Here is a 12,605-nt window from a genome sequence, read left to right on the forward strand (position 1 = left end):
AAAAAGCCGGCCCCGCAAAGGACCGGCTTTTCCGAGTTCAGAGGCTTCAGTCCCTAGACCGTCACGCCGGCCGGCGAGATCGGCACGGAGGAGACCGGAGCGGCCGGTTTCTTTTCGTCCTCGTCCTGGCGGGTGGGCTGGACACCCTTCATGACGCCGATGATCTCGTCGCCGCTCAGGGTCTCGAACTCCAGCAGGGCCTTGGCCACCGCGTGCAGGTTGTCGAGCTCCTCGGACAGGATCCGGCGGGCCTCGTCCTCGCCGCCCTTGACCAGGCGACGGACCTCGGAGTCGATCTTGATCATGGTCTCGGGCGAGACGTTCTGGGTCCGGGCGACCGAATGGCCCAGGAACACCTCGTCCTGGTTGTCGCCATAGGCCACGGTGCCCAGCTCGTCGGAGAAGCCCCAGCGGGTGACCATGTTGCGGGCCAGGCCGGTGGCGGCGCTGATGTCGCTGGAGGCACCCGAGGTGATCTTCTCCTTGCCGAAGATCAGCTCCTCGGCGACCCGGCCGGCCATCATGATGGCCAGACGCGAGGTCATCATGTCGAAGCTCATCGAATAGCGGTCGCCCTCGGGGAGCTGCATGACCATGCCCAGGGCCCGGCCGCGCGGCACGATGGTGGCCTTGTGGACCGGATCGGCGACGGGAACGCGCAGGGCCACCAGGGCGTGGCCGCCCTCGTGATAGGCCGTCAGCTTCTTTTCGTCCTCGCTCATGGCCATCGAGCGGCGCTCGGCGCCCATCATGACCTTGTCCTTGGCGTATTCGAAGTCGTGCATGGTGACCATGCGACGGTTCTTGCGCGCCGCCGTCAGGGCCGCCTCATTGACCAGATTGGCCAGATCCGCGCCCGAGAAGCCGGGGGTGCCGCGCGCCAGGGTGCGGACATCGACATCGGCAGCCAGGGGGATGTTCTTCATGTGGACGCGGATGATCTTCTCGCGGCCGGCCACATCGGGGTTGGGCACCACGACCTGACGGTCGAAACGGCCGGGACGCAGCAGGGCCGGGTCCAGGACGTCGGGACGGTTGGTCGCCGCGATCAGGATGATGCCTTCATTGGCCTCGAAACCGTCCATCTCGACCAGCAGCTGGTTGAGGGTCTGTTCGCGCTCGTCATTGCCACCGCCGAGGCCGGCACCGCGATGGCGACCGACCGCGTCGATTTCATCGATGAAGATGATGCACGGCGCGTTCTTCTTGGCCTGTTCGAACATGTCGCGGACGCGGCTGGCGCCGACGCCGACGAACATTTCCACGAAGTCGGAACCCGAGATGGTGAAGAACGGCACGCCCGCCTCACCGGCGACGGCACGGGCGATCAGGGTCTTGCCGGTGCCCGGAGGGCCAATCAGCAGGGCGCCCTTGGGAATCTTGCCGCCCAGGCGCTGGAACTTGGCCGGGTCCTTCAGGAAGTCGACGATCTCGGTCAGCTCTTCCTTGGCCTCGTCAACACCCGCCACATCGTCAAACACAACGCGGTTCTTGTTTTCGGTCAGCAGGCGGGCCTTGGACTTGCCGAAGCCCATGGCACCCTTGGCCCCGCCCTGCATCTGGCGCATGAAAAACACCCAGACGCCGATGATCAGGATGATCGGCAGCAGGTTCACCAGGATGGCGAACAGGCTGATGCCGCCGCCCTTGAACTTGACGTCCGCGCCCCTCGCCACCAGTCGATTGACCAGCTCGTCGGAATTGTTCGGCGCATTGACGGTCAGCACCTTGCCCGAGCTGTCCTTGGCCTGGACGATCTGACCGGCGATGTCGGCCGACTTGATCTCGCCGGCGTCCACCTTGCGCAGAAGCTGCGAATAGCTGATCTCACCGCCGGCCTGGCTATGCGAGGTCTGGTTCACGACAAACATGCCGACCAGCACCGCCCCGATCACCAGCCAGATGGCTGCATTCCTGAAATTCATACGCGTCGTCTTCCCAAGGATAGCCTTCGACCTCCCAAGATAGGGGGTCGAAGGCGCTTCCGCCACGCGCGCTTTCTCAGGTCACGCATTCTTGGTCGATCAGGCCCGTCGCGGCCCTGAATCGATCCAGGACGAGCGCCCGAATTCGCACATCGGGATCGCCTGCAAAAGCCGGGCCGCCGAGGACGGGACAGGTGACCTCTCCAGACGGCAAAGCCAGTACCGGCAAGGCCGGGCGGGCTGCGGGGCTCACGCTGCGCAGGGCCTTGCGCTGGGGCTCAGGCAGGTCGGCGGCCAGGCCTTTCAGCGCCCGGACCGTCACGGGGCTCGTGCCGGCGACAATTTCGAAGCGTCCGTCCCAGACACCGGTCTGGCCCGCCGCCAGGGCGAGATCGCCCAGACCGCCCCGTTTTGATTCGCCCGCGTCACGTAAAAACCGCACCGAGTCCGCCTCGGCCTCGATCCTGGCCCCGGCCAGGGTGGCGGTGAAGGCCTCGCCGGACCGCAGCCGCGCGACCAGGCGCTGCAAGCGCTCGCCGCGCGGCGGACGCTCGGTTCCGGCAGCGCACAGGCAGGCGGCGGCGACATGGGCGGCCGCGGCGTCCCGGGGCAAGGTAAGGCCGCCAAGGGGGTCTCCCTCGAAGTGTGGCTTCGCGGGTTCGGGCGGTGCGGTGGCAGGTATGGCCGCAGGGGCCAAGGCGCGCCGGGCCCGCGCCCGGGTCGAGCCCGGATCCTCATTGGCGGGATCGTCCAGCCAGGTCTGCCCCCGCTCCGTCAGCCAGGCGCGAAGCCCGGCCCGCCTCTGGCCCAGCAGGGGCCGCAACAGAAAGACGTCCCGGCCCTGCGGCCAGACCGGCGATGGGGCCCAGATCCGGGGATCGCTAACGGTGGAGCCCTCGGCCCGCATGGCGGCGGCTTCCAGCCGGTCATCGGCGGTGTGCCCCAGCAGCAGCACCCGCGCCCCGGCCGCCCGCGCCGCCTCAGCCAGCAACGCATGACGCGCCCGGCGCGCGGCGGCGGAGAGGCCCGTCGCCGGCTTGGGTCCTGTCCAGGCCAGGGCGAGGGATCGGGCACCCAAAGCGGCCGCCTTGCGGACCGCCTCCTGGGTCCAGAGGGCGCTGTCGGGCTGCAGCTGATGGTCGACGGTCAGGCTCAGCACCGGTCGCCCGTGCCGGCGCGCCCACTCGAGGGTCAGGATCAGCAGTGCCAGGGAATCGCCGCCGCCCGAAAAGCCGACGGCGAGGGGCGCGGCACTGTCAGGGTCCAGCCGCCGGTCGAGGGCGGCCGAGACCTCTGCTAGGCGCACTTGGCCGCGACACGGGTCGAGGCCGCCCGCGAGACGACCGCCGGCGGGGCCTTGGGATAGCGCTTGGCCAGCTCGTCCAGCGTCTTGCAGGCGTCAGCGGGCTTCTTCAGCGCCACCAGGGCGCGGGACAGCTTCAGGGTCGCGTCGGGGGCCCAGGCGGTCTGGGGCCAGCCGCGGACCGCGCCGAGATAGGATCCGGCGGCGTCGCCATAGGCTTCACGCACGAACAGGGTCTCGCCCAGCCAGTAGCGGGCCTCGGGCGTCCGGGGGGTGTCGGGATAGTTGGTCACAAAGGCCGCGAAGGCGGTTTCCGCGCTCGGATAGTCGCCATCCAGCAGGAACTGGCGGGCCTGCTTGAAGGCCAAGGCCGGATCGGCGGGCGGGGCCGGCGGGGGCGGAACCTCGGCGGTCTGGGCCACCTGTGCCGCCTGGGCGGCAGCGGCCTCCATCGCGGTCAGCCGGGCTTCCAGCGCCGCCAGTCGGGCCTCAAAGGCATCGCTGCGGGCCTTCTGCTCGGCCAGGGCCCGGCGGGTCTGGTCAAGATCGTGGGTCAGGGCCTCGTTCTGGCCGTTGGCGCGCTGCAGGGTCTGTTCGAGGTCACCGAGCCGCTCGCCCAGGCTCAGGATCTGGGCGTCGGTCTCGGCCGGCTGCACGACCACCGGCTTGCCGGTGTCGCGGCCCTGGAAGACGATCGAGCGCAGTTCCCGCACCACCTTCTCCATCCGCTCGACACGCTTGACCGAGCGGTCGTCCAGCGGATCGTCGGGCAGCGGGGTCTGGGCCAGGGCCGGGACGGCTGTCGTGGCCAGCAGGGCGGCCAGCAGAACGGATTTCAGCTTCATGTCGGCGATTATGCCCTGATTACGGACAAAAGTGGGGCGGCCTTCAAACAGTCATCCCCCGGTCGCGATACGATCCGGGGGACCCAAGCGGGCTAGGCGGCCCTTGCGGCTTGGGTCGCCCGGACAAGCCGGGCGATGACGGCCTGATGGGCTTAGCGCGCGCCGTCGGTGATGGCGGTGCGGGCGTTACGGTTCTTGGCCCAGGCCTCTTCGGAGGTGCCTGCGTCGATCGGGCGTTCCTTGCCGTAGGACAGGGTCTCGATGCGCGCGCCGGCCACGCCCTGGTTGACCAGGAAGTCACGGACGGCGTTGGCGCGGCGGGCACCGAGGGCCAGGTTGTACTCGCGGGTGCCGCGCTCGTCGGCATTGCCCTCGATGCGGATACGAACAGCGGGATAGCGGTTCAGCCACTGGGCCTGGGCGGCCAGGACCGGCTGGGCGTCGCTGCGGACGACATATTCGTCGGTGTCGAAATAGATGCGCTCACCGATATTGATCACGAAGTCCTGCACCGAGCCCGGCAGCGGGCCCTGGGGCACCGGCGAGGTCGGCGGGGTGTAGGGCTTGGTGGGGGCGGCAGGCTCGGTCGGCGCGACCGGGGCCGGGCCCACGGGCGTCGGGCGCGAGGCGCAGGCGGCGAGAGATGCGGCCGCCAAACCGATCAGCGCCAGTCTAGCGGCGCGCTTGGTGTCGAAGTTCATCCTGTTTCTCCTCAAAACCTCGGTTTGGACCCGTTGAATACCCGCCAAGCACCTCAGCGGGATCATGAAAACGCCTGACCAAGCCTCACAATGACGTCAGATGACCCTGTCGCGACCTGGATTCACTTGCAAGGCGAACCATCACAACAACGCCGCCAAACGGCCGGGGTTTCCCCCGGGCCAGCTTAGTCCAGCAGGGGCGACCAGGCCGGATCGGAGGCCTGGCCCTGATAGGCGGCCGGTCGCAGGATGCGACCGGTGATGTCGACGGTCCACAGGCGCGGCGTGCCGTTCTGGCTCTCGCGGAAATACATCAGCACCCGGCCGTTCGGCGCCCAGGTCGGGCCCTCGTCCAGATAGCTGGTGGTCAGCAGGCGCTCGTCGCTGCCGTCCGTGCGCATCACGCCGATATGGAACTGTCCGCCGGTCTGTTTGGTGAAGGCGATGAAATCGCCGCGCGGGCTCCAGACCGGGGTGGTGTAACGGCCGCCGCCATAGGAGATGCGGCGCACGCCGGATCCGTCGGCGTTCATCACATAGAGCTGGGCCTGGCCGCCGCGGTCGGAGTTGAACACGATCTTGCTCCCGTCGGGCGAGAACGACGGCGAGGTGTCGATGGACGGATCGGTAGTGATGCGGGTCGACTGGCGGCTGCGCAGGTCCAGCACATAGACATCACTGTTGCCGGCCTTTTCGACCGAGAAGGCCACCTTGGTGCCGTCCGGTGAGAAGCGCGGCGCAAACACCATGCCCGGGAACTTGCCGACCGTTTCCTGGCGGCTGGTTTCGAGATTGAGCAGATAGATCGACGAGCCCGTCGGCCGCAGGGCCATATAGGTCAGCTCCTGGCTGGTGGCCGAGAAGCGCGGGGTCATGACGATATAGGAGCCGTCGGTCAGGAACTGCGGATTGGCGCCGTCCTGGTCCATGATCGCCAGGCGCTTGACCCGGGCCATCTTCGGACCGCTCTCGGCCACGAAGGCGACGCGGGTGTCGAAATAGCCTTTCTCGCCCGTCAGGCGCTCATAGACGGCGTCGCTGATCTTGTGGGCCACGCGGCGCCAGTTGTCCGGCGTCGAGGAGAACTGCAGGCCCAGCAGCTGCTGCTGGCTGAACACGTCCCACAGGCGGAAATCGACCCGCAGGCCGCCGTCGGCCCCGACCGTCACCTGGCCGTTGATCAGGGCCTGGGCCCCGGTCGCCTGCCAGTCCGGAAAGCGCGGCTGGACGTTCACATCGGCCAGCTTGTCGGGCACCGCCGTGACGTTCAGCGGCTGGAACAGGCCGGACCGCTCAAGATTGCCGGTGATGACCTGGGCGATCTCGGCCCCGCGCGGGGTTCCGGAAAAGGCCGGCACCGCGATCGGCAGGGGCTTGACCGCCCCGGCATTGATGTCGACCTCGATCTGGGCGGCGGCCGGCAGGGCCATGCCGCCCCCGACCAGGGCGGCGACCATCAGAATCAGGGCTTTCAGGCGCATCACATTCCCTCTGGGCGTCATCATCGCGAGCAAGCCTGTTTTGCGTTGAAGTTCAGGGCGATTTTCTGACCGTAGAGATCAGACGGCAGATAGGCGAACGGCGAAGCCTGCAGCAGGGCCCGCACCGCGCGGTCTGAAGCGGCCTTGACCACCGGATCGGACGAGCTGGTGCCCGGCGTTTCCGGCTGACCCACGACCCGGCCGCCGGGGCCGATCACAAAGACCACCCGCACGCTGACATTGGCTCCGCCTTCGACCTCGCAGTTGGGATTCCAGCGATCCTGCACCTCGCCCTGCAGTCGGCCCAGGGCCGCGGCGGACAGGCCGGTGGCGGCACCGAGCGCGGGGCGGGCCGACACCGAGGTCTCCGCGCGGCTGGGCCCCTTGGGTGCCGGTGCCGCAGACTTGGCGGTCGAGGCCTTGGTCTTGGACAGCGAGGCCTCCATAGAGGCGAAGAAGTCGTCCTTGGGCTTGGCCGGTTTCGGGGTCTTGCTGGCTGTCGGGCTCGGCTTGGGCGCAGGCGTCGGCGCGGGGGCCGGGGCCGGAGGTTCCGGGGTCGCCTCGGGGGCCGGGGTTTCGGTCAGGGCCGTCTGGTCTTCGAGGGCCTCCTCGGCCGGCCGGACATTGGTCGGACCGGTAGTGACGATCGTGACCGGCACGCTTTCGCCCAGGGTGATCGGCACGGGCTTCTTCCACGGCAGGCCGATCAGAATGGCCGCCGCGACCAGGCCGTGCAGGGCCACCGACCCGATCAGGGCCGGGGAAAATCCGGTTTCCGCGCGCCGGGCCATCAGCAACCTATTGGGCCGGCCGCAGGTCGCCCGACCCTTCGGGCAGGGCATCGCGCGGAACGGCGCTCGGCGTCACATCGCCGGAGCCTGCACTGCCCGACGAGGGCCCGCCGGTCTCGGTGATCAGGTTGATCTTGGCGAAGCCGGCATTGGACAGGGCCGCCATGGTCTGGGCGACCACGGCATAGGTCGCCTTGCCGTCGGCCCGCACAAACAGCGGCTTGTCGTAGCCGTGGCCGGCGATGGCGGTAATGCGGGGGGCGAGGTTCTCGAAGGCAATTTCGGTCTCACCGACAAAGATCGCCCCATCGGCGCGGATCGAGACCGTGATCGGCTCCTGCTGGTTCTGCAGGGCGGCGGCTTCGGTCTTGGGCAGTTCCAGCGGCACGCCGGCCGTCAGCAGCGGGGCGCTGATCATGAAGATGATCAGCAGGACCAGCATCACGTCGACCAGCGGGGTGACATTGATCTCGGACAGGGCCCCGCGCGAGCGGCGGCCGCGTCGGCGACCGCGGCGACCGCCGGTGGCGAAAGCATCATTGGCGGACATCGACATGGGCTAGACCCGCTCGGCCAGGCGGCGCTGGATCGCGGTGGACAGGTCGTCGGCGAAGCCTTCCAGGCGGCCGGAATACTTGCCCGCGTCGGTCGAGAACTTGTTGTAGGCGATATAGGCCGGGATGGCGGCGACCAGGCCAATGGCGGTGGCGAACAGAGCCTCGGCGATCGAGGGGGCCACAACGGCCAGGGAGGTGTTCTTCGACAGGGCGATGCTCTGGAAGGCGTGCATGATGCCCCAGACCGTGCCGAACAGGCCGATGAACGGGCTGGCAGTCGCCACGATGGCCAGGCTGCCCAGGCCCTCTTCGACCTTGGCGCTCTCGCGGGCGATCATGGTGTCCATGATCCGGTCGATGCGCTGGATCAGGAAGGCACTCTGGCTCTCGCTGATCGCGCCGCGCGCCTTGGCGTCACGCCATTCCTTGAGCGCTGCCTGCAGCATTCGCGGCAGGGCGTGGCGCGGATTGGCCCCGGCCTCACCGGCCACGTCTTCCAGGGAACGTCCCGCACCGACCTGGCTTTCGAAGCGGTCGGCGGCCCTGTTGAGCGCCGCAAAGCGGAACAGCTTGTCCAGAATCACCGCCCAGGACCCCAGCGAGGCCAGGATCAGACCGATCATCACCCCCTTCACGACCCAGTCGGCCTGCAGGAACAGGGCGACAAACGAGAAATTGGCGGGGGCGGCGGCGGCGGCGTCCATGCGGGAAATCCTGATCCGGTCGGGCGTCTGGCGGGAAACTAGCGTCTTACTGACATGAAGCGGCGCTTTGGTGAAACTATGACAATCACCGCGAGAGCCTGAAAGATCTGCTGCCTCAGTCCGGGCTCCCGGCTCCGGGCGCGAGCCAAGGGGCCATCTGGGCCAGCATCTGGGGCGTCGGCTTGCGGGGACGGCCATCCAGCGAGATGCAGACCGCCACCCCTGCCGACTGGCAGATCAGCTCGTCGCCGCGTGTGACCTTCTGGCTCACGAACAGGCGCGGGCCCTTGACGCTGTCAAAGGTGGTGCGGACCAGCAGGGCATCATCGATCCGGGCCGAACGCTTGAAGTCCAGCTCCATGCGGATGATCGCAAACGCCGTATCGGCCTCAGCCAGTTCGGTATGCGAGATCCCGATCAGCCGGAAGAAGTCGCTCCGCCCGCGCTCGAAATAGCGCAGGTAGTTGGCGTGATAGACGATGCCGGAGAAGTCGGTGTCCTCGTAATAGATCCGCACGGGCAGCTGATGCTCGCGGCCTTCGAAGACGCCGGCGGTAGGGTCAGGGGTGGTCATCTATGCTCGATCTCGCCCTCAGGTCGTCAGACTATAGGTCGGTCAGGCGGAGGCGATAACCCCAGCAGCGCAATCAGGGAACTCGCAAAAGACGTACAGCCTCATAACTCTATCTTGGATTGATCTTGGACTTTTTTACGCTCCATGATAGGGTGTTGGCATGAAGATCGAACCCGCCATCTTCGATGAAACAGACGATGCCGCAGAAGTCGCCGCCGACGCGCGCGCCGAAGCCGACGTCGCCGCGGGTCGCCTTGTCAGCCATGAAGCGGTGAGCCGCTGGCTGAAGTCGTGGTCCGATGGCGCACCTACGCCCGCGCCTAAATCTGGCGACTAGTGCGGCGGATTGTCTGGACGGTGGAAGCCGTGTCCAACCTCGAAAGCATTTTCGCATACGTGTCAGCGTTCAACGCATCTGCGGCTGTTCGTCTGGCGCGACGCCTGCAATCGGCGGCTGACAGCTTGGCGACCCATCCCGATCGTGGGCGGGAAACGCGCTCTGGACTGCGAGAACTCACGATCATCCATCCCTACCTCATCCGCTACCGGGTCAGGGACGACGCGATTCTGATCCTGCGAATTCGTCACGGCGCGCAAGACGCTGAGACCTGAGGCCAGAGGACTGGATCACGGCCCAGGCTCATCCTCTTTGGAGGGTTCGGCCAGCACCAGACCCAGGGACAGACCCCAGGCCAGAACCGGCCCGGCCCCATAGCCCAGCACAGGCGCGGGATAGTTGCCAAACAGATTGCCGGCGATCCAGCCCGTCCAGAGGGCCGCCAGGGCCAGGGCTTCGGCGCGGCGTTCGGATCGGCTGAAGGCGACCAGCAGGAACGGCGCGGGCAGGCTGAACATCAGGATCGCGACCAGGGCACCGGTCACCGGGCTGGCCTCAAAGCCGGCGCGGATCAGGCCCTCGACATAGGGCACGGCCGGCAGGGTGTCTGGCTCGGTCCAGGCGGCATAGGCGAACACGGCGGCGACCACGACCACGGCCCAGGGGACCATCTGGCGCGGACGCCGGACCAGGGTCGCCGCGCCGAGGGCCAGGGCCCAGGCCAGGGACGAGGCCGCGTCGTGCTGGTAGAGCAGCGCAAAGCTCAGGGCGGCGGCCAGGGGCGCGACGCGGCGGTCCTCAAAACCGCGCGCGAAGGCCCAGGCCGCCACGGGCAGGGCCAGGGAGGCGGTGTGCAGCTGCACCGGCCCCAGGGCCAGCCAGCGCCGGGCGCCCTCCAGGGTGACGCCGGACATCAGGGTCCAGACCAGGGCCAGGGCACAGGCTGCCACCAGAAGCCAGTAGCGCCAGCCCGCCTTGCGCCAGAAGCGTGTGACGACCACGGCCAGTCCCAGGGCGACGACAGCGGCCAGGGTCTGCATGAGCAGCGCATTGCGGCCGGCACCTGCTGCCGCGATCGCCATCAGGGACACGCCAAGACAGGCTACTGCCTGGATCGCCGCCAGGAACCTTATGGCCTTCACGCCCTACTCCTCGCCAAACAGCCCCGCCTGGCCCGGAGCCGGCGGGGGAGCCTTCAGCCCCAGATGGAGATAGGCCTTGCCGCAGGCCACCCGGCCGCGCGGGGTGCGCTGGATAAAGCCCTGCTGCATCAGATAGGGCTCGATGACGTCCTCCACCGCGTCACGGGCTTCGGCAATGGCATAGGCAATGGTCTCGACCCCGGCCGGGCCACCGCCATAGTGCTCGATCAGGGCGCGCAGATAGCGGCGGTCGAGGCTGTCGAGGCCGACCTCGTCGACTTCCAGCCGCGCCAGGGCCATGCCGGCCGCCTTACGGTCGATGACGGTCGCGCCGTCGGCCTCGGCAAAGTCACGGACCCGGCGCAGCAGGCGGCCGGCCACCCGCGGCGTGCCGCGGGCCCGGGCGGCAATCTCGGCGGCACCGTCTTCCGACAGCGGCGCGCCCATCTTGCGGGCCGCGCCCAGCAGAACGTGTTTCAGCTCGGCGTGGGTATAGAATTCCAGCCGGATCGGGATGCCGAAACGGTCGCGAAGCGGCGTCGCCAGCATGCCCGCCCGGGTCGTGGCCGCCACCAGGGTGAAAGGCGCCAGATCGATGCGGATCGACCGGGCTGAAGGCCCCTCGCCGATCACCAGGTCCAGCACATGGTCCTCCATGGCCGGATAGAGGATCTCCTCGACGTTCGACGACAGGCGGTGGATCTCGTCGATGAACAGGACGTCGTTGGCTTCCAGATTGGTCAGGATCGCCGCCAGGTCGCCAGGCTTGTTGAGGACCGGGCCCGATGTGGCGCGAAAATTGACCCCCAGTTCGCGAGCGACGATCTGGGCCAGGGTGGTCTTGCCGAGGCCCGGCGGGCCGAACAGCAGCACATGGTCCAGGGCCTCGCCCCGGCCCTTGGCGGCCTCGATGAAGATCCGCAGATTGCCCTTGGCCTGCTCCTGACCGACGAACTCGGCCAGGGTCTGGGGCCGCAGCGCCTTGTCGGCCGCAAACGGCGTCGCTTCGTGCGGCTCGGCTTCGCCGGAGATGATGCGGGTCACGCCTTCACCCCACCTTCGCGCTTCGCGCTCATCGGCCCAGCTCCTGCAGCCCGGCCTTGATCAGCTGCTGCACCGTGGCCTCTTCGCCCAGCCTGGCCGCTGCGGCCTCGACCACGCGGCGGGCATTCACCTCGGCCACGCCCAGACCCATCAGGGCCGCGACCGCGTCGCCGGTGGGGGCGGGTTTGGCCTTGACGGGCGCGGAGGCTGAGGCCGGCGCGGTCATCAGGACCGGACCGTCGGTAATCGGCTTGTCCTTCAGCTCGGTGACGATCCGCAGGGCCAGCTTGGGGCCGACGCCCGAGGCGCGACCGACGGCGGCCTTGTCGTCGCGCGCCACGGCGCTGGCCAGTTCGGCCGGCGACAGGACGTCGAGCACCGCCATGGCGGCCTTGGGTCCGACGCCCTGGATGGCCTGCAGCAGCACAAAGGCCCGGCGATCCTCGCGGGTGCCGAAGCCATAGAGCCGCAGGCCGGCGCTCTCGCTCCACTGGCTCTCGATATGCAGCAGGGTCTCCTCGCCCAGGGCCGGCAGGCGCGACAGGGTGCGCGAGCCGCAGCGCACGACATAGCCGACGCCCATGACGTCGATCAGGGCCTCTTCCTCGCCGACCTCGGCGACAGCCCCGCGCAGTCTTCCAATCATAGCTTTTTGCCGATCATGCGACCCTCCGGTTGGCGACGCGCAGATTGGCGTGGGTGATGGCGACGGCCAGGGCATCGGCGCAGTCGGCCGTGGTCTTGCCGGCCGTCGGCAGCAGGCGGGCGATCATGAAGCCGATCTGGGCCTTGTCGGCCGCCCCGGTGCCGACCACCGCCTTCTTGACCAGGCGGGTGGAGTATTCAGCGACCGGCAGGCCGGCCCGGGCCGGGGCGATCAGAGCCGCGGCGCGGGCATGGCCCAGTTTCAGCGTCGACTGGGCATTGGTGTTGAGAAACACCTCCTCAACCGCCGCTTCGTCGGGGCGATGGGCCTCGATCACCGCGCTGATGCCCTCGAACAGATGCAACAGACGCTGGGCGAAGTCGGCCTTCTCGTCGGGCACGATCACCCCGTGGGCGACATGGCTCATACGCGAGCCCTCGACGGTGACCACGCCCCAGCCGGTGCGGCGCAGGCCGGGGTCGAGCCCCAGGATCCGGATCGGGATGCGATTCATGTTCATCATGTGTTCTCGCAACATCGCCTGTTCCGCCTCCG

The 12,605-nt window shown here is 68.3% G+C and carries 15 protein-coding genes; 2 read left to right on the plus strand and 13 right to left on the minus strand.

All coding sequences use genetic code 11. The annotated features are described in order from the left end of the window. Positions 1-53 precede the first annotated feature (53 nt). The 9 genes from ftsH to AQ619_RS15045 form a co-directional block, all read right to left on the minus strand. Complete coding sequence (gene ftsH / locus AQ619_RS15005) at positions 54-1,925, minus strand: ATP-dependent zinc metalloprotease FtsH (RefSeq protein WP_062149385.1); 1,872 nt, start codon at positions 1,923-1,925, stop codon at positions 54-56. A 76-nt stretch (positions 1,926-2,001) separates the two neighbouring features. Beyond that, positions 2,002-3,231 carry a tRNA lysidine(34) synthetase TilS gene (tilS, locus tag AQ619_RS15010; protein ID WP_062149389.1) on the minus strand — a complete coding sequence of 410 codons (1,230 nt, stop codon included), beginning with the start codon at positions 3,229-3,231 and terminating at the stop codon, positions 2,002-2,004. After that, positions 3,222-4,073, minus strand: a complete 852-nt coding sequence (gene ybgF, locus AQ619_RS15015; RefSeq protein WP_062149392.1) for a tol-pal system protein YbgF — start codon at positions 4,071-4,073, stop codon at positions 3,222-3,224. Before ybgF ends, tilS begins: the two co-directional genes overlap by 10 nt. 152 nt (positions 4,074-4,225) lie before the next feature. Beyond that, positions 4,226-4,789, minus strand: coding sequence for a peptidoglycan-associated lipoprotein Pal (gene pal, locus AQ619_RS15020; RefSeq protein ID WP_062149395.1), 564 nt, complete (start codon positions 4,787-4,789; stop codon positions 4,226-4,228). Between the two features lie 170 nt (positions 4,790-4,959). Then, entirely contained in the window at positions 4,960-6,255 is a 1,296-nt protein-coding gene (gene tolB, locus AQ619_RS15025; RefSeq protein WP_062149398.1) for a Tol-Pal system beta propeller repeat protein TolB, read from the minus strand. A 20-nt stretch (positions 6,256-6,275) separates the two neighbouring features. Next, positions 6,276-7,046: a cell envelope integrity protein TolA gene (gene tolA / locus AQ619_RS15030; RefSeq protein ID WP_062151739.1), complete on the minus strand. Its 771-nt coding sequence runs from the start codon at positions 7,044-7,046 to the stop codon at positions 6,276-6,278. A 7-nt stretch (positions 7,047-7,053) separates the two neighbouring features. Beyond that, on the minus strand, positions 7,054-7,602 hold the full coding sequence (locus tag AQ619_RS15035; RefSeq protein ID WP_062149401.1) for an ExbD/TolR family protein: 549 nt from the start codon (positions 7,600-7,602) through the stop codon (positions 7,054-7,056). 3 nt (positions 7,603-7,605) lie between these two features. After that, positions 7,606-8,307: a protein TolQ gene (gene tolQ / locus AQ619_RS15040; RefSeq protein ID WP_062149403.1), complete on the minus strand. Its 702-nt coding sequence runs from the start codon at positions 8,305-8,307 to the stop codon at positions 7,606-7,608. 115 nt (positions 8,308-8,422) lie between these two features. Continuing rightward, positions 8,423-8,881 carry a YbgC/FadM family acyl-CoA thioesterase gene (locus AQ619_RS15045; protein ID WP_062149406.1) on the minus strand — a complete coding sequence of 153 codons (459 nt, stop codon included), beginning with the start codon at positions 8,879-8,881 and terminating at the stop codon, positions 8,423-8,425. 160 nt (positions 8,882-9,041) lie between these two features. Between AQ619_RS15045 and AQ619_RS18880 the strand changes: the two genes are divergently transcribed. Together AQ619_RS18880 and AQ619_RS18885 are read left to right on the plus strand one after the other, a co-directional pair. After that, complete coding sequence (locus AQ619_RS18880; RefSeq protein WP_084746075.1) at positions 9,042-9,218, plus strand: CopG family transcriptional regulator; 177 nt, start codon at positions 9,042-9,044, stop codon at positions 9,216-9,218. Next, entirely contained in the window at positions 9,218-9,493 is a 276-nt protein-coding gene (locus AQ619_RS18885; protein ID WP_084746078.1) for a type II toxin-antitoxin system RelE/ParE family toxin, read from the plus strand. The genes AQ619_RS18880 and AQ619_RS18885 overlap by 1 nt, the downstream gene beginning before the upstream one ends. A 15-nt stretch (positions 9,494-9,508) precedes the next feature. On the opposite strand, the gene AQ619_RS15050 is transcribed toward AQ619_RS18885, so the two are convergent. The 4 genes from AQ619_RS15050 to ruvC are packed head-to-tail and all read right to left on the minus strand — an operon-like array spanning position 9,509 to position 12,585. Beyond that, positions 9,509-10,360, minus strand: coding sequence for a hypothetical protein (locus AQ619_RS15050; RefSeq protein WP_062149409.1), 852 nt, complete (start codon positions 10,358-10,360; stop codon positions 9,509-9,511). Between the two features lie 3 nt (positions 10,361-10,363). Further along, on the minus strand, positions 10,364-11,404 hold the full coding sequence (ruvB, locus tag AQ619_RS15055; protein WP_062149412.1) for a Holliday junction branch migration DNA helicase RuvB: 1,041 nt from the start codon (positions 11,402-11,404) through the stop codon (positions 10,364-10,366). A gap of 28 nt (positions 11,405-11,432) precedes the next feature. After that, positions 11,433-12,050: a Holliday junction branch migration protein RuvA gene (gene ruvA, locus AQ619_RS15060; RefSeq protein WP_062149415.1), complete on the minus strand. Its 618-nt coding sequence runs from the start codon at positions 12,048-12,050 to the stop codon at positions 11,433-11,435. Positions 12,051-12,063: 13 nt separating this feature from the next. Further along, positions 12,064-12,585: a crossover junction endodeoxyribonuclease RuvC gene (ruvC, locus tag AQ619_RS15065; protein ID WP_174515191.1), complete on the minus strand. Its 522-nt coding sequence runs from the start codon at positions 12,583-12,585 to the stop codon at positions 12,064-12,066. Between the last annotated feature and the right edge of the window lie 20 nt (positions 12,586-12,605).

The sequence above is a fragment of the Caulobacter henricii genome, from assembly GCF_001414055.1.
GTDB classification, from domain to species: Bacteria; Pseudomonadota; Alphaproteobacteria; order Caulobacterales; family Caulobacteraceae; genus Caulobacter; species Caulobacter henricii.